This is a genomic window from Neobacillus pocheonensis (assembly GCF_050477905.1).
Classification (GTDB): domain Bacteria; phylum Bacillota; class Bacilli; order Bacillales; family Cytobacillaceae; genus Neobacillus; species Neobacillus pocheonensis_A.
Window position 1 is genome coordinate 20315 of record NZ_JBCNAD010000008.1, and the last position, 23342, is coordinate 43656.

Annotated in this window: 22 protein-coding genes and 3 pseudogenes; 16 read left to right on the forward strand and 9 right to left on the reverse strand. The window is 39.5% G+C overall.

Annotated features, from left to right (window positions below; translation table 11 throughout):
* Positions 1-103: 103 nt before the first annotated feature.
* The 3 genes from ABES02_RS04580 to ABES02_RS04590 all read left to right on the forward strand — a co-directional run bounded on the left by ABES02_RS04580 (position 104) and on the right by ABES02_RS04590 (position 6501).
* Positions 104-3112 (forward strand): PD-(D/E)XK nuclease family protein, encoded by a 3009-nt coding sequence (locus ABES02_RS04580; protein ID WP_430131368.1) that lies wholly within the window; start codon positions 104-106, stop codon positions 3110-3112.
* Complete coding sequence (locus ABES02_RS04585; protein WP_430131371.1) at positions 3105-6305, forward strand: UvrD-helicase domain-containing protein; 3201 nt, start codon at positions 3105-3107, stop codon at positions 6303-6305. The genes ABES02_RS04580 and ABES02_RS04585 overlap by 8 nt, the downstream gene beginning before the upstream one ends.
* A gap of 97 nt (positions 6306-6402) precedes the next feature.
* Positions 6403-6501: a putative holin-like toxin gene (locus ABES02_RS04590; RefSeq protein WP_430131374.1), complete on the forward strand. Its 99-nt coding sequence runs from the start codon at positions 6403-6405 to the stop codon at positions 6499-6501.
* 151 nt (positions 6502-6652) lie between these two features.
* Here ABES02_RS04590 and ABES02_RS04595 read toward each other — a convergent pair whose 3' ends face one another.
* Entirely contained in the window at positions 6653-7156 is a 504-nt protein-coding gene (locus tag ABES02_RS04595) for an SRPBCC family protein (RefSeq protein WP_430131377.1), read from the reverse strand.
* Between the two features lie 112 nt (positions 7157-7268).
* Entirely contained in the window at positions 7269-8069 is an 801-nt protein-coding gene (locus ABES02_RS04600; RefSeq protein ID WP_430131380.1) for a GNAT family N-acetyltransferase, read from the reverse strand.
* Positions 8070-8269: 200 nt separating this feature from the next.
* On the opposite strand from ABES02_RS04600, the gene eutL reads away from it, so the two are divergent.
* From eutL to eutC, 6 genes and pseudogenes are all read left to right on the forward strand, one after another.
* Entirely contained in the window at positions 8270-8923 is a 654-nt protein-coding gene (gene eutL, locus ABES02_RS04605) for an ethanolamine utilization microcompartment protein EutL (protein ID WP_430131382.1), read from the forward strand.
* A gap of 50 nt (positions 8924-8973) precedes the next feature.
* Positions 8974-9315 (forward strand): ethanolamine utilization microcompartment protein EutS, encoded by a 342-nt coding sequence (eutS, locus tag ABES02_RS04610; protein ID WP_430131385.1) that lies wholly within the window; start codon positions 8974-8976, stop codon positions 9313-9315.
* Positions 9312-9752 (forward strand): EutP/PduV family microcompartment system protein, encoded by a 441-nt coding sequence (locus ABES02_RS04615; protein ID WP_430131388.1) that lies wholly within the window; start codon positions 9312-9314, stop codon positions 9750-9752. The genes eutS and ABES02_RS04615 overlap by 4 nt, the downstream gene beginning before the upstream one ends.
* A gap of 153 nt (positions 9753-9905) precedes the next feature.
* Positions 9906-11318 (forward strand): ethanolamine ammonia-lyase reactivating factor EutA, encoded by a 1413-nt coding sequence (locus ABES02_RS04620; protein ID WP_430131391.1) that lies wholly within the window; start codon positions 9906-9908, stop codon positions 11316-11318.
* 18 nt (positions 11319-11336) lie between these two features.
* A pseudogene (locus ABES02_RS04625) lies at positions 11337-12697 on the forward strand (ethanolamine ammonia-lyase subunit EutB).
* Between the two features lie 16 nt (positions 12698-12713).
* Positions 12714-13577, forward strand: a complete 864-nt coding sequence (gene eutC / locus ABES02_RS04630) for an ethanolamine ammonia-lyase subunit EutC (RefSeq protein ID WP_430131393.1) — start codon at positions 12714-12716, stop codon at positions 13575-13577.
* 85 nt (positions 13578-13662) lie between these two features.
* Here the strand turns inward: eutC and ABES02_RS04635 are convergent, their stop codons facing one another.
* A complete protein-coding gene (locus ABES02_RS04635; protein WP_430131396.1) occupies positions 13663-14313 on the reverse strand; it encodes a glycoside hydrolase domain-containing protein in 651 nt (216 codons plus the stop codon).
* Positions 14314-14445: 132 nt separating this feature from the next.
* Between ABES02_RS04635 and ABES02_RS04640 the strand changes: the two genes are divergently transcribed.
* Positions 14446-15168, forward strand: a complete 723-nt coding sequence (locus ABES02_RS04640; protein ID WP_430131399.1) for a DsbA family oxidoreductase — start codon at positions 14446-14448, stop codon at positions 15166-15168.
* Positions 15169-15414: 246 nt separating this feature from the next.
* Here ABES02_RS04640 and ABES02_RS04645 read toward each other — a convergent pair whose 3' ends face one another.
* Both ABES02_RS04645 and ABES02_RS04650 read right to left on the reverse strand, forming a co-directional pair.
* Positions 15415-15660, reverse strand: coding sequence for a hypothetical protein (locus ABES02_RS04645; protein WP_430132388.1), 246 nt, complete (start codon positions 15658-15660; stop codon positions 15415-15417).
* A 1-nt stretch (position 15661) separates the two neighbouring features.
* Positions 15662-15712, reverse strand: a pseudogene (locus tag ABES02_RS04650) (hypothetical protein); the annotation flags it as partial.
* Between the two features lie 202 nt (positions 15713-15914).
* Here ABES02_RS04650 and ABES02_RS04655 point away from each other — a divergent pair.
* From ABES02_RS04655 to ABES02_RS04670, 4 genes are all read left to right on the forward strand, one after another.
* A complete protein-coding gene (locus ABES02_RS04655) occupies positions 15915-17006 on the forward strand; it encodes a CotH kinase family protein (protein WP_430131402.1) in 1092 nt (363 codons plus the stop codon).
* A gap of 228 nt (positions 17007-17234) precedes the next feature.
* Entirely contained in the window at positions 17235-17402 is a 168-nt protein-coding gene (locus tag ABES02_RS04660; RefSeq protein WP_430131405.1) for a hypothetical protein, read from the forward strand.
* A 29-nt stretch (positions 17403-17431) separates the two neighbouring features.
* Positions 17432-17779, forward strand: a complete 348-nt coding sequence (locus ABES02_RS04665) for a YkgJ family cysteine cluster protein (RefSeq protein ID WP_430131408.1) — start codon at positions 17432-17434, stop codon at positions 17777-17779.
* A 97-nt stretch (positions 17780-17876) separates the two neighbouring features.
* The gene (locus ABES02_RS04670) at positions 17877-18803 is read left to right on the forward strand and encodes an alpha/beta hydrolase (protein ID WP_430131411.1); all 927 of its coding nucleotides are present in this window, start codon (positions 17877-17879) and stop codon (positions 18801-18803) included.
* Positions 18804-18895: 92 nt separating this feature from the next.
* Here ABES02_RS04670 and ABES02_RS04675 read toward each other — a convergent pair whose 3' ends face one another.
* Entirely contained in the window at positions 18896-19528 is a 633-nt protein-coding gene (locus ABES02_RS04675) for a diguanylate cyclase domain-containing protein (RefSeq protein WP_430131414.1), read from the reverse strand.
* Here ABES02_RS04675 and ABES02_RS04680 point away from each other — a divergent pair.
* Together ABES02_RS04680 and ABES02_RS04685 are read left to right on the forward strand one after the other, a co-directional pair.
* Positions 19484-19708: pseudogene (locus ABES02_RS04680) on the forward strand (PAS domain-containing protein); the annotation flags it as partial. The gene ABES02_RS04675 and the pseudogene ABES02_RS04680 overlap by 45 nt on opposite strands.
* Before the next feature lie 91 nt (positions 19709-19799).
* Positions 19800-20582: an HAD family hydrolase gene (locus ABES02_RS04685; RefSeq protein ID WP_430131417.1), complete on the forward strand. Its 783-nt coding sequence runs from the start codon at positions 19800-19802 to the stop codon at positions 20580-20582.
* Positions 20583-20615: 33 nt separating this feature from the next.
* Here the strand turns inward: ABES02_RS04685 and ABES02_RS04690 are convergent, their stop codons facing one another.
* The 3 genes from ABES02_RS04690 to ABES02_RS04700 form a co-directional block, all read right to left on the reverse strand.
* Positions 20616-21803, reverse strand: coding sequence for an MFS transporter (locus tag ABES02_RS04690; RefSeq protein WP_430131420.1), 1188 nt, complete (start codon positions 21801-21803; stop codon positions 20616-20618).
* A gap of 169 nt (positions 21804-21972) precedes the next feature.
* The gene (locus ABES02_RS04695) at positions 21973-22740 is read right to left on the reverse strand and encodes a sulfite exporter TauE/SafE family protein (RefSeq protein WP_430131423.1); all 768 of its coding nucleotides are present in this window, start codon (positions 22738-22740) and stop codon (positions 21973-21975) included.
* Between the two features lie 147 nt (positions 22741-22887).
* Entirely contained in the window at positions 22888-23280 is a 393-nt protein-coding gene (locus ABES02_RS04700; RefSeq protein WP_430132359.1) for an SET domain-containing protein, read from the reverse strand.
* Positions 23281-23342 lie beyond the last annotated feature (62 nt).

Genomic DNA, 23342 nt, shown 5'->3' on the forward strand with positions numbered 1-23342 from the left:
TTCTTTTTATTTGAACTCTACCATTTTAAGTGTTTATTGGAAAAAAATATGAGATAATTATTATCAAAAATAAGTTATTTTAATAATTTGTGGAGGGTATCACTTGAAATCCTTAATAGATGAATTAAACCGGTTATGCACTAGTTTCAGCTTGAAAGAAAAAATTGTCATTGTTGATTCTCACTCCATCGGCGAACAAATCAATGAGGCATTTGTTAAAGAAGGCCGTCAAGCGGTAAATCTTAAGTATAAAACCGTAAAAGAGCTTGCCCTAAATCTTGTCGAGTTGAATTCAGACCAGGAAGTTAAGCTCTTGGAAAATTCAATAGGAGTACAATTTACATACTCAATACTTAAGGATTTGAAGGAACAAGAGAAGCTTCACTATTTCAACGGGATGGAAATTACCCCTTCCTTTAGCCATGCCATCTATTCCACCCTAAAAACGCTGCGCCTTGCTAATTATAATACAGATACATTAAAGAGGGATGCGTTTATTACTTCAGTCAAAGCTGCCGATATCTTCGAAATTCTTGCTGCCTATGAGAATAAACTAAAAAGTCTGCAATTGACCGACAAAGCTGAGCTTTTGGCCAATGCAATGGTTTATGTACAAGTTGATAATCAAGTAATTTTTATCTTACAGTCAAATCTTCAACTATCGTATTTAGAAGAACAATTTTTAACTAAACTACTGCCAGAAATGCATTATAAACTTCCGCTTGCTGCGGTATTAGGAGCAAATACTCCTGAGGGAACAAGCCTTTGTTCGATTAGATGGGCAGATCCTACGGCTCTAAGCTATCTTTACCAACAGGATGAAGCAGAAGGTCAGGCGGATTTAAGTGTTTTTACAGCAAAAACAGAAGAATTGGAAATCAAGCAAGTATTGGAAAAAATAAAAATAGCACGAGCACCATTAGATGAAAGTGTTATTTATTATACAAGTTCCGAACATTACACGACTCTGTTATATCAGCTTTCACAAAAGCTTGACATCCCGATTACCTATGGCGAGGGGCTGCCAGTTATGTTTAGCCGCCCTGGCCGGTTGGTTTCGGGGATTTTGAAATGGATTCAGTCTAATTATAGTGTCCAAGCCTTTTTGGAGATGACGAATGAGGGTTTGTTTGAGCTAGGAAAAAACGTTCCAATTATAAAATCTGGTTTGTTTGATTTGGATGAAATGGACCTTTCCAATACAAGAATTGCGAAAATCCTTAGAGAGCTTCCAATTGGGTGGTCCCAAGAGCGATATCAAAAAGTTTTGGGTAATGAAATAGATCGTTTAGGCGATATATTTCTTGAAGATGAAAATAATTCTGCGCTTGAACACTATATTAAAGAAATTATATGGTTATATTATAGTTTTTTAGAAATTTTTAAATTCTTACCTCCCTTAGAGTCAACCATGAATTATAAAAGATGTTTAATTGGAATTAAGTATATTCTTATAAGGCATTGCAAGACGACCTCTGCCCTGGATGAATTATCAAAATCGGCCTTGCTTGAGGAGATTGATAAAATCCTTCCTTTTGCTGATGAATCAATGTCATCTTATGAGGCATTTGAAAAGGTAAAGGACTTGCTGCTCGCTATTCAAGTAAATCAATCCCGGCCGAAGCCAGGACATTTGCATGTTTCATCCTTTAAAAAGGGTATTTACAATAGTCGACCAAATGTTTATGTAGTGGGTTTGGATAATAAAAAATTCCCTGGAAACGCGAGTGAAGATCCGATATTACTGGATACTGAGAGGATTCAGTTGAGAAATAATTTGCCATTATTAAGAGAACAGGGGCAAGTTCAGTTATATAATTTGCTGCAGCTTCTAGCACAATCGACTGGAACGGTAACAGTCAGCTTTTGCAACTTTGAAATCAATGATAATCGCTCAATCAATCCTGCTTTCGTTGTATTACAATGCTACCGGTTCATGACAGGGAATAAAGATGCCGAATTTAAAGAACTAAAATCACTGCCATCCTCCCTGTTCGCAAATGATATTTTTGAAGAGAAAGATTACTGGAATGAAAAATTGATTAGTGAAGCGAACGGAAGGATAGAGGAAGCGGTTCTCCAGCAATTTCCGAATGTGAAAGCAGGAATGTCTGCTGAAAAAACGCGGAATTCTAGTAACTTTTCTGAATACGATGGACTTGTTCAAATCGATGCAGGACGATTTGACCCCCGCCTAAACCCTGAAAAAACCCTTAGTGCAGGGAAACTAGAAACATTAGCAAAATGTCCCTATTCTTATTTTCTAAAAGAAGTGTTACGTGTGAGGCCTGTAGAGGAAGTGGCGTATGATGCCAATAAATGGCTCGATGCTGCAACCCGCGGAAGCTTGCTTCACAGCATATTTGAAACTTTTTATAAAACCTTGCAGCAGGAAAACACCAAGCCATCAGTTGCCAATCATTTAAGTCAAATTCATGAGATTGCTAACAGCCTAATCGACCAGCAAAAGGAAATCCTTCTACCACCAAACGAGAGAGTCTATCAACGTGAAGTAAATGATATTTTGGCGTGCTGTGAAATCTTTTTAAAGGAAGAAGAGCGGTATAACGAAAATTATGATCCGCTTCACTTTGAATATTCATTTGGGATTGGCGATAAAGAGCCAGCGATTATTACCCTTCCATCAGGAGAGGTTAAAATTTCCGGTATCATTGACCGCGTCGACAAATCGAAGGATGGGAACTATCATATTATTGATTATAAAACAGGCAGTACCTACAGTTATTCGAAAAATGGGGCTTTCAAAGGCGGGCGCCAGCTACAACATTTCATTTATGCTCTAGCCATAGAACAGCACTTAGGTCTTGGTGAAGGAGCCGTTGAGGAAAGTACCTATTATTTTCCAACTGTTAAAGGAATGGCTGAACGGTTTTCACGAAGTCAGGATGCCGCCCTTAGGACGAATGGAGTCGACATTTTAGAAAAATTAATCGATGTGATAAAACATGGACATTTTGAGATGACGGATAATGAAGAGGATTGCAAGTTTTGTGAGTTAAAGCTTGTTTGCCGGCGTCATTTCTATTCAAAAGAGACCCTTGAAAAGAAGCAATCCAATCAAAAACTAAAGGGGGTCAGAGTATATGACTAAAAGGGTATCCGATCAAGATGCACGAGATAAGATAAAGTTTGAACTCGGCACCAATTTTCTCGTGGAAGCAGGGGCCGGTTCCGGAAAAACAACTAGTTTGGTAGACCGTATGGTTAACCTTATCTATACTGGGGCGGCCGAGATTCAGGAAATTGTGGCCATCACTTTTACAAGGAAGGCTGCGGACGAATTGAAGGTCCGTTTTCAATCAAAATTAGAGGAAGCGTGGAAAAAAGAAACAGACTTTGATCTCAAATTCCGTTTAGGAGAAGCCCTCCAAAATATAGAACGTTGCTTCTTGGGAACGGTTCATTCCTTTTGTGGCAAGCTTTTGCGTGAACGACCAATTGAAGCCCAGCTTGATTTGACCTTTAAAGAGCTTGAGGAAGAGGATGATTGGGACATTTTAGAAGAAGCTTGGCAGCAGCATTTACAGACCCTGATGAGCAAGGCACCTTCCCAATTCGATCAATTTGATGAAATGGGAATAGCCGTGGACCAACTAATACCATGGTTAAGGCGATTAAAAGAGTTTTCCGATGTGGATTGGGTAACAGACCTGGTTCATAAACCAGAGTTGCGTTCGAAGTACCAATCTTTTATGCTCCTTATCAATGAGGCGAAAAAATGCATCCCTGAAAAGGAACCGGAGAGGGGATACGATGCCCTTCAAAAGGCAATTTTAACCGCTATTCAAAAAGCACGTTTTATTGATCCTTCAAAAGAAAAGGACATCATTAGTATTTTCAGCTTATTTGATAAAAACCTCAAACCAACGTTTAACCGATGGGAATCAAAGGAAGAGGCTAATTTTTATTTTGATAAAATTGGAGCAGTATTTGAAGGGGAAATTAAGCCCCTTCTAAAAGCATGGAAAGAATACTGTCATCCCAAAATTGTCGATTTCATAAACCGAGCCTTACTTTCCTACGAAGGGCTTAAGAAGCAAAGGTCCATGTTAAACTTTCAGGATTTAATGATGCATACATCTAAATTATTGAGGGAGAATCCTGAGGTCCGCAGGTACTTCCAGGAGAAATATCGTTACCTGCTCGTCGATGAATTTCAGGATACGGACCCGATTCAAGCAGAAATTATGTTCTTTTTAACAGGTGAAGATAGTAACGAAAAAATATGGACTAAATGTAAGCCAAAACCGGGTTCCCTGTTTGTCGTTGGCGATCCTAAACAAGCGATTTACCGTTTCCGTCGAGCAGATATCGATACCTACAATCGTGTGAAGCTGCTAATGGAGGAGCATAGCGGGGAAGTACTGCAGATGACAACGAACTTTCGAACTCTAGATACGGTAACAATAGTTTTAAATAAGATTTTTGAAAAGCATTTACCTAAAGTTGAAACCGTTTATCAAGCTGCCTATCGTCCATTAATCTCCTATCACAAAGATCAAGGAAGTCAATTTTCAGGAGTAAAACGACTATCCGTACCAGCTAATTTCAAAATGAAAGAAGAAGTCATTTTAAAAGATGCAGAAAACATTGCTGCGACTATTCACGATCTTATCACTCAGGGTTATAAGGCAAAGGATTTTATGGTTCTGACGAGATATAACGATGGAGTGGCCGTTTATGCAAAAATGATCGAGGACATCGGAATTCCGGTTAGTATTAGTGGTGAAGTCATCATGGGTGAAACAAGAGAATTTCAAGACTTATGGATTCTATTAAAAACATTTATGGACCCTGCCGATGAAGTAAGCTTTGTTGCTGTTTTAAGAGGAATCTTCTTTGGTTTCAGCGATGAGGAACTATATCAGTGGCGGATGAACAATGGTAGATTCTCGATATATGCGAAAGTACCCCCTGAATTATCGCAAGAAATAAAAGCTAAATTTGAATTTGCTTTAGCTAAACTACAACTATGTCAGAAGTGGATTCGTACGCTTTCACCAACTGCCGCTATTGAAAAAATAATCGAAGAAATCGGCTTTTATCCATTGCTTCTGAAAAATGGGCATGGGAAACGTACGTATAAAAGTCTTCTGCAAATGATTGAAGCCCTTAGGAAACAGGAAGTCGCTGGAAATACAGGCTACAAGCAGATCGTAGGTGCATTAGCGGATAGGATTTTTGAAAGAACGGTTGTTGCGAACATTGAGGAAGAGGCCGATGCCGTCCGCATCATGAATGTCCATAAGGCCAAAGGATTGGAGGCGCCAATTGTCTTTTTAGCTCATCCACAAAAGTCTGTTAATCCGGAATCCTTTTTATCCCAGCACATTAAACGGGAAGACCAAGTATCAAAAGGGTATTTTACTTTTTCCACAGAAAATGGGTTTGGGGCTAAGGAGGTTGCGATTCCGCTTGAATGGGAGATCCATAAGGCAGAGGAATTGAAGTATTTGGTCGAAGAAGAACTGCGAATTATATACGTGGCGGCAACACGGGCTGAAAAGGCTGTAATTATTAGTTCAAACGGTGGGAACAAGAAGAATCCCTGGAACATTCTTTTTGAAACGGAAAACATAGAAGAGCTTGAGATTCCTGAATTAGTTGGTTCGGAAAATAATGATTCAACAACTGAAATCACACTAAGTGATTTTCAAGCTAAAACCGGTAGTAAAAATGCCTGGATCGAAGAAAGTATAATGAAAACCTACGAGCGCTGGACACCGACAATGGACAAGGATTATTCAGAAGTAACAATTGAAAGGGAAGCAGGCGGCGGTAAAGAGTGGGGGACACTTGTCCATGATGTTTTTGAAAAAGCCGTACAGGGTTATGATGTTTCTCATTTTATCAAAACTGCTGTGCACAAACATAAACTTCCTGTGGAGCGAGAAAAAGAAGTAATAGCCTATCTGAATAATTTACAGACTTCTTCCATTTGGGAGGAAATGCAAACAGCCGAAAAAGTGCTGACAGAAGTACCGTTTACCTTTAAGGTTGAAAAGGATCACCCGCTTTATTCATTTATCACCGATAATCAAGAGGACCATCATCCCTTCTTTGTAAAAGGAATTATCGATCTCATCTATCAAAAGGATGGGAGATGGACCATTGTCGATTACAAAACAGATCGTGCTAAACATATGGAAGACTATGAAAAACTACAGGATTTTTACAGAGGTCAGTTAACATTCTATAGACATGCTTGGGAAGCGTTGACGGGGGAAAAGGTGGCAAGGGAATACCTTTATTTCCTTGAGCCAAATAAATTGGCGGCTCTTTAGAAGTTAGACAATCGTTGTGACTGACATTATAATGAAAAGGTACAGCAAAAAGCTGGGTGGCAGTGGCACTCCTTTTTAGAAGGGGGGTGACGCTTGAATGCTATCTGTTTACGAAGGAATTAGCCTAATGATTGGTTTTGGCAGTTTAGTCGTGGCAGTGATTGCAGTTGTTATTTCTTCTAATAAAAAGAAATAACCCACCCCGCTCTTGGCTAAGTTGGGTGAGTTATTTTTCCCTGGGCCACTGCACTTCTTGCAGTATGCTGTACAAAGAGCTTCCGGCCCGCCAGCCGAGGCTCTTTTTTAGTATATGATATTCTAGTTAAATTATATCCACAAAGTAGCGTTTAGTAAAGAATGGTGGGGCGATTCGAAAAGTACTTTGATATTAACGTTGATTTTTCAAACTCTTCTTCAGCAGTACTTTTCACTCTCTCACAAAATTGAACGACAACCCTATCACTTGCAAAAAGCATGATTAATTTGAGGAATGATTTCAGTGGACGATTGGTACAGGTGTATTTAAATAGAGTTTTGCTTTCGTTGAGGCGGTTTAGTTCATATAAAGCTGTAATTTCGAACATTTTTGCAAGTGTGAATCCGACTGTCAGTTTCTTTTTATCAGGAGTATTGAGATATTCTAAGGTTTCCACATCGTATTCTTCAATCCGTTTTCCTTCTTTATATTTTTGCCGGTAAACACTCCCAACTCCTTCATCGGTTATTATTACTGGATTGTGTTCAATGACCTGTGGCATAATTTTTTGCAGATTTTCCGTGGGTCCATTTAATAAATCCCAAACAAAATCAATCGGAGCATCGATTTCAATTTCTTTGGTCCATTCCTTCAACAATCATCACCTCGACTAAACTTTTTTTATTAATACTTCTACTTTTTTTACTAGAAATCCTTTATAAAATGAAAAAACATCGGTTTTTGGCTGAACCGATGTTTTTCTATCATTAAGCAAATAAATATTGCTTCATATCGCCAAAAGTGTTGAATCCTAGCTTTTCATAAAGTCTTTTTCCTGCAGAAGTAGAATGAAGTATCGCCGTTTTATACCCATCGAGTTTGGCTTTTAACAGGATGGTTGTCATCATTTCTAAGCCAATTCCTTTTCCCTGATATTCCGTTAATGTTCCAATATTATAAATGCCGGCGATATCGTTGTGATAAAAAATCGACGCAGTAGCTATCGCTGTTCCATTAATAAAGCCAACATAATTAGTCGTATTTTGGTCCTGCTTTGCCATCAATTCTGCCATGGTATTTGTTAGGTTTGCTGGTATTCCAAATGCTCCTGAAGCACATATGGAAAACTTTAATCCATCTTGTTTATTTTTAACACGTTGAATCGTAAGGCCGGGGTATGGCTCTGTCAAAGGGTGAAAGAAATCTAAATCTATCGCCATTAACGTTGTACTAGGAATTTGCTGACCGCCATTTTCTAACAAAATTTCAGCTATATTAGCAGGTGTGTCATAGTCCCAAATTCGCCAAAGAAAAGGGACATTTTGTTCTTTGTAATCACTTATTATGTCAATTACAGACTTCGTTACGTCATGATTAATAGAGGTCCTTAGGATGTTGTTAAATAGTGGATGCGGTAAAGCTGATTTTACGCGAAAAATTTGTTCATCCTCCACAACATGAAAAGAATCAGAACATTGACTCCAAAAGCGCATAAGCTCAACCATATTATCCTGTGTAATACGCACTATTTCATCCTTTTTTAATTCGTTAAAGGAAAGTTTTTTCAAGCAAATATCCCCCTAGCTTCCATATAGTAATGATTATGTGAAAAATGAGTGTTTAGAACGAATGGACAACATTCCACCTTAATAAGTCATAGATTGAAAGATATAGATATATATATAAGTAAATAGATGCTGGCATTGGTGCCTTGAATGCAGTCTAGCACTGTTATCAGGGCATTTCTTTGTTTAAGTGGGGTATTCAAATGAAAATAAAAAAAGTTCCTGCCTTTGCTCTAGCAAGTCGAATTATTCCAAATGTCGATGCTGGATTAAGAGATTCACTAATGATTCCGAAACACATCCGAAGTCTCGGCTTAGTTACCAGCTCAAGTGATGATGTTGGGTACACAGCATTAGATGAAGCCACTAAGAAAACAGCCGTTGAAGTAATTTATGCAAAGTCCTTCTATGCTGGAGCCGCGCATGCTTCTGGTCCATTATCTGGTGAGTTTTTAGGCATATTAGGTGGTGCAACTCCTTCAGAAGTAAAGAGTGGTCTTGAGGTTGCAATTCAAATGATTAATGACGGGCCAGCGTTTTATGCGGTGGACGAAGCAGGGGAACATGCCTATTTTGCCCACACGATATCAAGGACAGGAACCTATTTATCAAAAATGGCAGGAATTAAACCGGGTGAACCCTTAGCATACTTAATTGCTCCACCGCTCGAAGCAATGGTTGGATTGGATGCTTCCTTGAAAGCAGCTGATGTAAAGCTCTGTGTTTTTTATGGTCCGCCAACGGAAACCAACTTTGGTGGAGGTCTTTTAACCGGTAGTCAATCAGCCTGTATGGCAGCTGCAGAAGCCTTTGCCTACACAATTCGTAAAATTGCGAACTCTCCTCTTTCATTTTAGTTGGATTGGGAAATGATAGCAATAATAGTTTTACAAAGGTGATGAGAAAAATGTCGGAGAAAAAACAGCGCGTCATTCAAGAATATGTTCCCGGGAAACAACTCACGTTGGCTCATATTATTGCCAATCCCGATGAGGCATTATATACAAAGCTAGGTATCGGACAGGCTGGTGCCATTGGAATTTTGACGCTAACACCAGTTGAAACAGCCATTATTGCGGCCGATATTGCCACAAAGGCAGCTGAGATTACGATCGGATATTTAGACCGTTTTACTGGTTCGCTGGTCATTTGCGGTACGGTGTCTAATGTTGAAATGGCTATTAAGGCAATTAATCAATTTTTAAGCCGGCATTTAAAATTTGAACCTGCGGAGATTACCCGGTCATGATTAAAGGGAAAGTAATGCTGATCGGTCCAATTGGTTCCGGGAAATCCACTTTAACGAAGAGATTATTGAAGGATCCGTCACCAGTCACGAAGACTCAAGCCCTTTCGTATTCCGACTGGATTATTGATACACCAGGTGAATATAGTGAAAACCCGATGTTCTATCGGTCCTTAATTGCGACTTCCTTGGAAGCCCGTGTGCTGTTGGTAATACAGGATGCAACCAAGGCATTGCAGTCCCTGCCACCGAATTTTTCAGGTGGATTTCCGATCGTTCCGTTGGGTGTAATTACAAAAATTGATCTTCCTGATGCAGATATTGTGCGTGCAGAGAGACTTTTGAGGCAGGTTCTGCCTCATCAAGCTATTTTTCGTGTGTCATCGGTTACTTTTGAGGGAGTTTCGGAACTGCGGGAGGAGATTTTGCGGCATCTATAGTTGTAAAGATTAATGTTTGGACATTTTTTTTAGGGTTTTGGACATTTAGACATTCTCTTCCAAAATCCTCCTACCCTTAATGGCAATTCCTAACATTGAAAAAGTAAAAATTGCAAATGTGACCAATTCTTAAGATTACTGGAGTGACGTCGCTTGAGTAACAAGGTAATTAAAAGTGTTGGAATCGATATCGGCACGAGTACAACCAAATTGATCATGAGCGAATTGACAATTGGAAGGGTTTCGAGTCATTTTGCTCTTCCACATTTCGGTATCATCGAGCGGAAAGTAACCTACGTAAGTGAAATGATAGAAACCCCCCTTAAGGAAAAAGAGGAAATTGACCTGCCGTCATTAGTTACCTGGCTAAAAAATGAATATCGTAAAGCTGGTTTTAACCTAGCAGATATTAAGTCTGGTGCCGTCATTATCACAGGTCAAACCGCTATTAATAAGAATGCCGATGCCTTGATTCATTATTTGGCGGAACGATCCGGGGACTTTGTGGTCGCGATTGCCGGTGCCAGCCTAGAAGGAGTTTTGGCGGGAAGAGGTTCCGGTGCCTATGAACACTCACAAAAATCAAAAGGTATAGTGGCAAATATTGATATTGGCGGCGGTACAGCCAACGTTGTTCTATTCCAGCAGGGAAAAGTGCTTGGAACAATTACCTTCCATGTTGGGGGGAGATTAATCGAAATCAATTCATTAGGAGAGGTCTTGGCTGTCTCACCTTCATTAAAACCGTGGCTTTTAGCTAAAAACTACCAAATTGAAAAAGGGGTGCGGCTGACGTTTGGGGAGTTAGGAGAAATTAGTTCGGCACTTTGTGTCGATATGCTTGACGTTTTAGCAGGAAAAAAATCAGTCGCATCACTAGAGTCATTGCTTCATAGTTCATCATATAAGTCATTGCCAAGGATTGAGGAAGTAATAATCTCTGGAGGAGTAGGGAGGCTAATCTTAGAATCACCGCCTACTACAATAGCAGAAGCAGCGAAATATAATGACATGGGTCCTCTATTAGCAAGCTGTCTGCAAAAAAAATTAGTAGAATACCCTTTCGAGATAGTAGGGGCAGTGCAAACCGCAAGGGCTACTGTCATTGGAGCCGGAATGCAAACCACAAAACTTAGTGGGGCAACGATTACCATTCAAGCGAATCTCCTGCCGTTCCGAAACATTCCCATTGTAGAAGTAACGCTAAACACCAAGGAGATGGAACAGCAATTTTTGAAAGGAAAGCAAATGTATGAAGGCTATGACCGTCTACCTTTCGCCATTGGGATAACAAGGACATCGTATCTCACTTATCCACAAATAAAAGAATTATCCTTAACGATTGGATCCTTATATGCGAAGCATTTTCCGCAGGCAGAGATTCTCCTGGTCGTTTGTGAAAATGACATGGCAAAGGCACTAGGGCAAGCATTATGCCTGGAAACTTCTCTCGATATAATTTGTATTGATCAAATCAATATTCAGCACGGTGATTACATAGATATAGGTGTACCTTTGAATGATTCGATCGTACCGGTTGTCGTTAAAACTTTGGCGTTTACTTAGGAGCTGGAGGTGATTCCAATGAAGTCCAAAATTACCTTGCTTAATAAAAGCTATCAATTTAGTGGTTTGAAAGAAATTCTCGCAAAAGCGAATGAAGAAAAGTCGGGTGACCAGCTCGCGGGCATTGCCGCAAACGATGCCCAGGAACGGCTTGCCGCACGGCACCTCCTGGCTGAGTTAACCCTTAGTGATATTCGAAACAATCCACTCCTCGCACCAGAGGAGGATGAGGTCTCCCGGGTGATCGAAGAATCGCTTAATGAAAAAATCTATCAAAGCATCGGGAACTGGACAGTCAGTGAATTACGTGAAACTCTACTATCTGAAAACACGACCAACATGGACATCAGCCGAATTAGGAGGGGACTGACCAGTGAAATGGCCGCTGCGGTTACAAAAATTATGTCCAATCTAGATTTAATCCAGGCTGCCTCCAAAATTGAAGTCATAACTCAGTGTAATTTTCCAATAGGATATAAAGGGACGCTTTCTGGGAGGGCGCAGCCGAACCACCCAACCGACTCCATTCAAGGAATTAAAGCATCCCTTTATGAAGCATTGAGCTATGGGGTCGGCGATGCCGTCATCGGTGTCAATCCTGTCATTGATACAGCTGAAAGTGTAAAGCAAATTTTACAAATGACAAAAGAGGAAATGGACCGCTTCCAAATCCCGACGCAAAACTGTGTGTTAGCCCATGTCACGACTCAAATGCGTGCGATAAAAAATGGTGCCCCGTCCGATTTACTTTTTCAAAGCTTAGCAGGCACGGAGTCGGGCAACAAAGCCTTTGGAATTAATATAGAACTTCTTAATGAGGCTAATGATTTAATTCAAAAAGAAGGAACTTCCACCGGCCCGAATCTTTGGTACTTTGAGACGGGCCAGGGTTCCGAGTTATCTTCCGATGCCCATCACGGCATTGACCAAGTGACGCTTGAAGCGAGGTGCTATGGTCTCGCGAAAAAATACAAACCATTTATCGTCAACACGGTCGTTGGATTTATTGGGCCAGAGTATCTTTATAACAGCAAGCAGGTGATTAGGGCGGGACTCGAGGATCATTTTATGGGGAAACTGCAGGGCATCCCAATGGGTGTCGATGTTTGTTATACGAACCATATGAAAGCCGACCAAAATGATATGGAAAATCTTGCTATTCTACTTGGCTCTGCAGGTGTCAATTTTCTTTTGGTGTGCCGATGGCAGACGATTGCATGCTTAACTATCAATCCACGAGTTTTCATGATATTGCTTCCGTCAGAAGTGTCCTTGGGCTGCGGTCAGCACCGCATTTTGAAAAATGGCTTGTCAAAATGGGTATTATGGAAGGCGGCAAATTAACGGAACGAGCAGGAGATCCGACGATTTTTATATAGAAGGGAGGAACCCAAAATGAAGGAAGGTCAAATTGAATTAATCGTCCAAAAAGTAATGGAGCAGCTTCAGAAGAGGTTTACACCAGATCACAATATTAATCCTGTGAATGTCAAAGAAATCATAGAAAAAGAACTTATTTTTTCCACAGAGGATTGGCGGACATCGATTCCGAATCCAGCCTCTCAGGAGCGGTTAGCGGAGATGGTGTTGTCAACCCCGGCGCGGATCGGTGTTTGGAGAACGGGCACCAGACCATTAACAAAAACGATGTTAAAGCTGCACTATGATCACGCTGCCGCCATCGTTGCGGTTGGCGGCGAGGTCTTGGAAACAAGCTTATCGGAATTTAATTTATTTACCGTAGAAACCTGCTATGAAAATAAAGAAATTTATCTGAAGAGACCAGATAAAGGGCGTGTGCTAACGGACGCCGCAATCGATATCCTCAACCGTCGATGCCAAAAGCGGCCGCAAGTCCAAATTGTTGTATCTGATGGACTGAGTGCCAGCGCCGTCGAAACAAATTTACAGGATGTCTATCCAGCGTTAATCGATTCGTTGAAAATAAACAATCTATCCATTGGAACTCCCTTTTTTGTCAAAGGAGGGAGGGTCGCCTGTATGGACCATATTGGAGAAATTCTTGAGCCTGATGTGCTTGTTCTCTTGATTGGTGAGAGACCAGGTCTTGTTTCGGCAAGCTCGATGAGTGCCTATATGTGTTATCAGCCCCGAAAAGGAATGATTGAATCAGACCGTAACGTCATCTCGAATATTCATCCGCTCGGAACACCGCCGGTCGAAGCAGGAGCTCACATCGGAACAGTTTTACGAAAAATGATCGAACAAAGAATTAGTGGCGTGAAACTAGAGTTATAATATTGAAGTCTTGGATTAATTTATCTGGCAAAATGGGAAGACAAAACGTAAACAGTGCCCTTGAAGGAGAAGGGCACTGTTGTTTTTAATGTAATAAATTAAATAGTTTTTGGTCAACTAACACGGTGTCTAAAGGACATGTTCTTGAATTTCTTCCATACTGCCAAGCCCATACATTGCTAGGACAGTTTGGTTTTTTAGGTTTAAAGCGAGGGGCATTTCGCTTATTTGTAATTCCTGTTTCGGGTTCAGCGCTCCAAATAATCGATTGATTTTTCACCATTGAACTTTCTGCAGCAGCCTGACAATAGGCTGTATTGAAATTACCAGTAACAGGGTCATTATAAAATCCAGGCCGATATCCACTTCCGAAAATGGCTTCCACCCAGCCGATAATCCAGTGGGCATCTACTTCAAGAAATTTCTCTATGTTTGCAAACAATACAGTGCCTTTTCGAATCCCTAGTCGTTTGGCATGAAAAATAGCGTTTTGGGCGGCAACAATGCCATTCCGTTTACCAACAGCTTCACGAAAATTATTAAAAATAGGTAAGATTTTAATTCCGTTGCTTTTTAAAAACCGAATCTCTGCTGCAGTTAATCCTTCACTAGCATCCTGAACTGTGGATAAATACCTTCCCCAAAAATCAGGACTTCCATATTGTCTTTTTACGGAAGTTAATAACTCTGCATCCGCAACTGCTGCCGAGTCGACTCCCCACATAACTGGACTCATGCTTACACCTCCATACCTGTTTAATGTATGCATCACAGCAAGGTCGACATGACATTTTTGTGAGCATCTTTTATTGGAAAACAAAAAGTGTATGGTAGTATAGTACTAATCAAGACAAATGAGGTGTTGAACATGAAAATTGAGGTTTGGTCTGATTATGTATGTCCATTTTGTTATATAGGGAAGCGTCGCTTAGAAGAGGCGATTGCACAGTTTCCAAATAAGGATCATGTTGAGGTTGAATTCAAAAGCTTCGAACTTGATCCAAATTCGCCAAAGAATATTGGTCAAAATATTCACGAGGTTCTTGCGAAAAAATACGGCATGAGTATAGAGCAGGCAAAACAAGCTAATCAAAATGTCGGTCAGCAGGCTGCAACGGTTGGCTTGACGTTTAATTTTGATGAGATGAAGCCGACGAATACATTTGATGCACATCGCTTAGCCAAATTTGCAAAAACCAAAGGGAAAGAAGCGGCAGTATCGGAAAAACTTTTACAAGCTTACTTCACGGATTCAAAGCATATCGGAGAGCATGAAACCTTGGCAGATATTGCCGAATCAGCAGGGCTTGAACGTCAAGAAGTCATGAACATACTTGCAGATAAAAACGCTTTTGCACAGGATGTGAGATTTGACGAGTCCTTAGCTCAGCAATATGGAGTTAGGGGAGTCCCTTATTTTGTTCTCAACCAAAAATATGCCATTTCTGGTGCACAGCCGATCGAAACCTTCAAGGGCGCGCTCCAAAAGGTCTGGGAAGAAGAATCCTCTTCACCAGTTTTGCAGGATCTCTCCACTGAACAAGATCTAAGTTGTGAAGATGGCAGCTGTGCGATTCCTGAAAACAAGTGATAAAAATAAAGATGGGAAAGGATTACAAAAATCCTTTCCCTTTTACTTTGATCAAATTTTATAAGAACATTTGACATCAGTATTAGAAGATTATTTACCTACATTTTCTCTTTCTGAAATAGGACTGATTACTGCCATCCCAACATTTTTTGATTTCATAATTACGATGGCAGGTAGTATGACATCTTCTTCTTGATGTTCGACGTCTTGATGTATTTCTACGTGATGTGTTGCGTCTAGACGTATTCATACGGGATGTGTTTCTTCGTGAAGTGTTTCTTCTGGAAGTATTTCTTCTGGAAGTATTTCTTCTGGAAGTATTTCTTCTGGAAGTATTTCTTCTGGAAGTATTTCTTCTGGAAGTATTTCTTCTAGAAGTATTTCTTCTGGAAGTATTTCTTCTAGAAGTATTTCTACGTCTTGAGGTTCTCCTCCTTGAAGTGCCGCGATTTGATCCTGGGTCTCTGAACATGAAATCCCACATCCCGCCACGTCTTGCTTCTTCGGCTGCGTTCTGAATATCATCCTGTGAAAATTCGCTCATTTTTGCACCTCCTTTTAAAATAGAAAAGGGAGCACGAAAACTGGTTGACAATGTTTGTCTATAAAACTCACTCTTCTTTTAACAATTTACGTATGTTAGTGAACTTTTGTTTGGGACAAACGCCTAACAAAGGAAAAAATGCTAGCCATTCGTGACATACACCTTTTCTTATTCATACGAATAAAGGAGGGAGGAATTACGCATGAACTCGGCCGCAAAAATACCCCAATATAAGCTTTTTATTAACCCTATTGATTTGAGGGAGCTCAAAAGAGACATTTGGATTGATGATCCAATCCCAGCTCAATTAAAACTTGATGGGAAAAGACTAGAAATTGATTTAAGTTACCGCGGATCGCATATTCGCGATTACATTAAAAAGTCGTATCAAATTTCATTTTATAAACCCAGCCTATTTAAAGGTTCAAAACAAATTCATTTAAATGCAGAGTTCAAGGATCCTTCATTAATACGCAACAAATTATCCTTCGATTTTTTTTCAGAGCTTGGGGTACTGTCTCCACAATCACAGCATGTTTTATTAACCCTTAATGGTAAAGTTGAAGGGGTTTATTTAGAAATCGAATCAGTTGATCAGCATTTTTTAAGAAGAAGGAATCTCACAACAGGTAGCATTTTCTACGCAGTGGATGGGGATGCGAATTTTTCATTAATGAGTGATTTGGATAAGGAATTAAAAAAATCACTGGAATTAGGATATGAAAGAAAGTTTGGAATTGCGTCAGATGATTATTATCTTCAGGAATTTATCATTAAGATAAATACGATTCCAGTCCCGGAGTTTGAGCGGGAAATCCCAAAATACGTGGATGTTGACAAATACCTCCGCTGGATTGCCGGAATTATTTTTACATCCAACTATGATGGTTTTGTCCATAACTATGCCCTTTACAGAAATGGTGAATCTGGTTTATTTGAGGTAATCCCTTGGGATTACGATGCAACATGGGGTAGAGATGTGAATGGGAAAGTGATGGAGGCAAATTATGTTCCGATTGAAGGCTTTAACACCTTAACAGCACGTCTACTTGATGTGAGGAATTTTCGGAAGCAATATCGAACCTTGCTTGAGGAGATTATGAATCATCAATTTACGATTGAATTTATAATTCCAAAAGTGGAAAATCTCCATCAATCGATTCGTCCTTACGTGCTGCAAGACCCGTATAAAAACCAAGCCATTGACCAATTTGATCAAGAAATTTACGTCATATCAAATTATATTGAAGAAAGAAGAGAATATTTATATAGGAAACTAGTAAAATTAATTTAGGGTGTCAGGCATCATGTGAAAAATTCAGATGGTGCCTGAACACCCATTTGTATGTATGTAATGAGATTTCTTTGAAGAGTAAAATCAGAGACAACTTGAAAGGCGCACAGATTCATAATTTACACTAGAGTATATATAAGAAAAATTTAAAAATTTATTGAAACAACTAGTAGAATAGATCGTCTAATTCTTAATAAGTGAAATCGAAATAAAAGGTGAGGGGAAACGATGCTCAGAAATGTGATTGTGGTGACGGATGATGAAGACAGCGTCAAACAGGCGATGAGGGAAATATTAAGGGCTAAGCATAAAGGTCATGAATTTGCCCTTGATTTAACAAGAATAAATGACAAGGACAGAAAAAAAGAAATTATGAAACAGTTAACGCGTTTCTAAAATAAATAGATAGAAAAGGGAGAAGAAAAATGGAGAGTCTTCCATGCCAAGGATGCAAAGGATTATGCTGCGGTCCCGTACCGATTACCGCAAAGGAATTTAAAAAAATAAAAACAAAAGTCAAATCCATGCCTTCGAAATTGCGATTTCAGCTACAAAATCAGAAAAGATTTTACGGAACTTGTATCTTCTACGACCTGGAAAAGGATAGATGTGGGATACATTCAGCACGGCCTGATACTTGCCGTAAGTTTGGCTATTATAAACATTTAGTTTGTTTTCGAAATCCAGCTGCAGCGAAAAAGGAACCGGAAGCAATGAAAGAAGAATTTGTTGGAATGCTAAGTGTTGATTTTACCTGGAAAGATTTTAATTAAAGACGATAAAGTACCAACTTCTTTGGAAGGAAAAAATTGGACATAAAGCGAATGTAATATATTGTAAGAATATTCTGAAATGAGAGAAGGCGAATACATGTCAGTTGATCCACAAACGAAATTGGTATTAGCGCAATTAGCGGCCGCTGGAGGACCCCCAATGGAAACATTAACACCAGTGCAGGCAAGACAAGCTTTTGTTTTGCCACAAGGCGAGTTAGAGGAAGTGGGCAGGGTTGAGGATAGAACAATTCCAGGTCCAGAGACTGATATTCCTGTCCGCGTTTATTACCCAAAGGAAATTCAAGCGAGCTATCCTGCACTAGTTTTTTATCATGGCGGAGGCTGGGTGATCGGAAATATCGAAACCCATGATAATGTTTGCCGGGCCCTTACGAATCTAGCAAATTGTGTCACCATCTCAGTTGATTATCGTTTAGCTCCTGAACATAAATTCCCTGCAGCTGTGGAAGATTCCTATGCTGCTGTCCAATATGTCTTCAATCAAGCAGAAGCTTTTCAAGTTGACCCTTCACGGATTGCTGTAGGAGGGGATAGTGCTGGTGGAAATTTGGCAGCGGTAGTTGCGAATTTGGCCAAGGATAAAAATCATCCCGCTATCCTCTTCCAACTATTAATCTATCCAAGTACAAATATAGGAGGGGAACCGACTGTTTCCATGCGTGAAAATTCCGAAGGCTACTTCTTAACCAAAGGAACAATGGAATGGTTTCGTGATTGTTATTTAAATAGTGAAGAAGATAAACAAAGCCCGCTAGTTTCACCCATTCTTCATGGGAATTTTAAAGGCCTGCCTCCTGCACTTGTGATTACGGCTGAATATGATCCGTTAAGAGATGAAGGTGAAGATTACGCTGAAAAGCTTGCAGAAGCTGGTGTGGATGTCGAATGTGTTCGCTACGACGGGACGATCCACGGATTCGTAAGTATGGCAGCGGTAATTGACCAAGGAAAGCGCGCTCTTGAGAAAGCGGGCAGTGCTTTAAAGAAAGCTTTTAATTAAATAATGTGGCAGGATAGTGGTCTGCCTCCAATAACTGTTTCCGTAAATATTTCAGCGAAACAATTTTTTCAGACCAATTTAGCAGAAGTTGTTCAAAAGGCTTTAACGGAGTCTGGCCTTGAGCCTGGAATAAAATCAATTGGAGAAACAATGCCTTTTTTAGGATGCTCCCAGCGAATGAGTGCTTCCGCGCCAATGATCTCATTTGTTTCCATGTCTATTTGCGGCTGGAAATATAAAACAAATTCATTCCGGCCAAGAGCCTTCCGTAATTTGATTTCTAAGTCTAATTCATAATCAAATTTTTTCATTAAATCACAATGGAAAAATTGAAAATTATTTTTCCCTAGGCTTTTCGCAAAATACATTGCTAAATCAGCTTTTTTTATTAAAGTATCAAAGTTATCTCCATGATCAGGGAAAATACTTATTCCGATACTAGGAGTCACAATAATCTCATGATGATTAAGAGAAAAAGGCTCTGGTAAGCTTGCTAAAATACTTTGCGCCACTTCATTGGCTCTTTTATCTGTGGAATCAGAAAGAAGAATGGTAAATTCATCACCACCGTATCTGGAGATGATATCCTTTTTATTGGTTAACCCAATCAGTCTCTCGGCAATTTCAATTAATAATTTATCGCCAATTTCGTGTCCTAAACTGTCGTTGACGGCTTTGAAATTGGCCGTTCTGTCCAAAACTGCCATCCCCCAAGAAGTGTTCATGTGGTGGAGGAATTGTTAAACGACTTTAAAGCAGGCAGGAAAGACAGTGAGGATTTCTGGATTAAGTTCAAAGATAAGTACGTCTATATTCGGTACTTTGCCGTTCGCGATGAAAACGGTGAATACGTTGGAACGCTTGAATTCACGCAAAACATTGCCCCAATCAAAGCGATTGATGGGACTTTTTTTAGTTTAGGTAATAAAAATATTACGAATTTTCATATAAAAATGGTAAACTATAAAAAAATCTTTTTAATAAGTGAGGACCGATATGATTAAAGCCATTTTTTTTGACCTAGATGACACCCTTCTTTGGGATCAAAGAAGTATAAAGGAAGCCTTTGTAGCCACGTGTAAATATGCTGAGGAAAAGTATGGACTTGACCCGATTCAGTTTGAAGAAGCCGTTCGTAAAGCAGCAAGAAATTTATACTCGTCTTATGAATTTTTCCCCTTTACTCAAATGATAGGGATTAATCCTTTTGAAGGACTATGGGGGAATTTTTTAGATGATCAAGATGCATTTAGAAAAATGAAAGAAACTGTACCTTCCTACCGAAAGGATGCCTGGACATTGGGATTAAAATCCATGGGTATAGATGACCCTGATTTTGGCTTTGAACTAGCAGAACGTTTTCCGCAAGAACGGAGGAATCTGCCATTTGTTTACGAGGAAACCTTTAATATTCTAGATAAATTAAAAGAAAATTATCAACTTCTGCTTTTGACCAATGGCTCACCGGATTTGCAAAACACTAAATTAGCGATTACCCCTGAACTCGTTCCCTATTTTGATCATATTGTGATCTCAGGGGATTTTGGCAGAGGAAAGCCAGATCCAACTATTTTTGAACATGCTTTGGAAAGGATGTCCTTACAAAAGGAAGAAGCTATCATGGTCGGGGATAATTTGATGACTGATATTCTAGGCGCAAATCGAGCTGGAATCAAATCAGTTTGGATAAACCGTCACAATAAAGAGCGAAATGAAGTGATTCCTACCTATGAAATAGAGCACCTGGAAGAGCTTTATATGATTTTAGAACAGTTTTGAAGAAAGCGCGGAATTATTTCCGCGCTTTTAAATTTATCCGAGTTTTACCAAGCGAGCCCGGCTATTTAGGTGAATCACAATAGCTCCACCAAGTAGGAATATAAACAATGTGATATATAGGGCATTGTCCCCGCCGATTTTATAAAGCGATGAGCCAAGAAGTGGCCCAATTGCAGCGCCAGTAAAGCGGATAAAGTTGTAAACACCCATAGCCGTTCCTTTTTCGTGTGCAAATAAATTAACCAATGAGGTTATTTGAGAAGGGAGACTGATTCCTAATAGCACACCAAACTCTAGTAAAAACACAATCAACGCAGGGATCGTTAATAGATTCAAGTATAGAAATGCCCAGAAGATGGAAACCACTAACCCAGTACCATACGCAGTATACACGAGGATTGTAGTGTGTTTTAGATAGGCTTGAATCCGTCCTCCTAGTATGGTTCCAATCACGATGCCAGCCGTAAGCGGAAGGAAAAATAATCCTTTCCATACTAAAGGGACAGAAAATAATTCATCAAGCAAACCAGGGATAAAGACAAGAAAGATATAATAGCCATAAAATTGTGTGAATCCGAGTAGCAAAATGGAAAAAGCAGCCCGATTTTTCAAAATACCTGTAAAAGTTTGAAAGGTAATTTTCTTCGGAGCAGCATCTTTTGGCAAGGTCTCCTTCAAGGTATAACGATTATATATGTAGGCAAAAAGGGCTCCTACTACAAGAAGAGCAAATGCTGAGTGCCATTCTGCATAAGCAGCTATCAAGCTTCCGACAACAGGACCTAGAACGGGCCCAAGAAATACCATGGTCTGATACACACTCATGGCTTTTCCCCGTTCCTGTGGGGCATAAATGTCCCCTATGACAGCGGCTGCTACCACAGATCCGGAAGTAATCCCAAACGCCTGCAATGCTCTTCCAAGCAGGAATAAATAGTAATTTTGAGCAAGGAAGCAAATCAGTGAACCAGCCAAAAAAATAAGAATGCCCGGTAACAAGGTGGCCTTTCTTCCGCGCGTATCCGCTAAGGGGCCAACTAGAAACTGGTTAGCAGCTAGTACAAAGGTATAAAGCGAAATCGTCAAATTTACCATGAATTGGTTTACTTCATAAAAATGTCCTACCTCCGCAAGACTAGGGGTATAAATCGTTTGTGTAAACGGTCCTAAAAAGGCAGCAATTGACAACCCAACTAAAATCTTAGTGTTCTGAGATTTCATCAAGTACACATCCTAACAAAAGGTGTTACATGTAAGTATATATCACTTGGGGAACCGTTCAAATTAAAATGGTTTAAAAATTATAAGTAACTATTTTTAGACGATTAAGAAAAGTACAACAAAAAAACCATTAGTTTAATTAGACTAATGGTTTTGTGCTTGGATAATTTTATGAAATCAGTTTGATCGCACTAATAAGAATGACGGTAGAGATGAGAGTACGAAGTGGTTTAGTCGGTACTTTTGAAGATAAAGAACTACCCACGAGGACTCCCGGTATCGACCCAATCAACAAATTCCCAACGAGGGTATAGTTGACACTACCGGCATTTGCATGGAGCAACCCAGCGACGGTAACTAATAAAAAGGCATGGGCTATATCGGTCCCAACTAATTCAGTTCCTTTCAAACGATAGAGAAATAACATAGCAAGTGCAAATAAAGAACCAGACCCAATTGAAGTAAACCCAACGATGAATCCGAATACAGCACCGATTAAGATTGTTAATCCGCGTTTTTCTTCGAGTGATTTTAGCTGCCAGCGGTTCGGTCTTATTTTTTTATCAAAAAAGGTCTTAATCAGGATAGCCGTCGCTACTAAAATAAGGACGTATCCAAGAGCGTATTTAATAATATGTTCTTGATTATGAAATGAGGATTCAAAAAATCTTAGAATAAAAATGGCTACCACGGCACTTGGAATGCTGCCTATTGAAAGATACATCATTAATTTGAAATTAATCGTTTTTTGTCTCCAATGCTGCGCAACACCAAACATTTTTGTTATGGAATTATAAACCAAGTCTGTACCAACAGCAATAGAAGGCTGAATTCCAACCATGATCAAAACAGGAGTAATAAGAGCTGCACCTCCGACACCTGTTAAACCGACTAAAAATCCTACCAGTAATCCCATCAATGCAATACTTAATGTCATGGTCTTATCTCCTTCTATCTTAATATCCGAGTAAATATATGTGAATTATAGAGTTTTATGAATCATTTGTAAATACTTTTCTGAATTTTTTATTTTTCAAAAATAAAAAAACTCTACTCACAAATGAGTAGAGTTAAACGACTAACTTTAATTATTTTCTTCTTTTTCCTTATCGAACCATAGAGGCTCTTGGTCATCCACATCACCATTATAATTAATAAGAATCTCTTCTCCTGCTTTAATGTCTTTGTATGCATAGAAATCAAAGGTATGATTCTGAAAATTAATATCATAGGTCGCATTCGGCGTATAGGAATGGTTAAACAGCATACCGTATCCTAACAAAAAAGCAGTATGGTTTTTCCCATACTCAAACGCATAATCTGCTAGCAGTGTTTTTTCAATGTGAACATGTTCTCTATTGGGATAGGGAATGACTGGAGCTTCATGAATAAGCGTCCCTTTTGGGATATCTATGGTTGCAAATACTCCTCTATTGAATTCTCCATCGCTTAAAGGAGATGTCTTAATTTCGATAATTTTAATCACCTGCTATTTCTTTAAAGTACCTTAATCTTGACGCTTTTTTATGAAGAATGCAA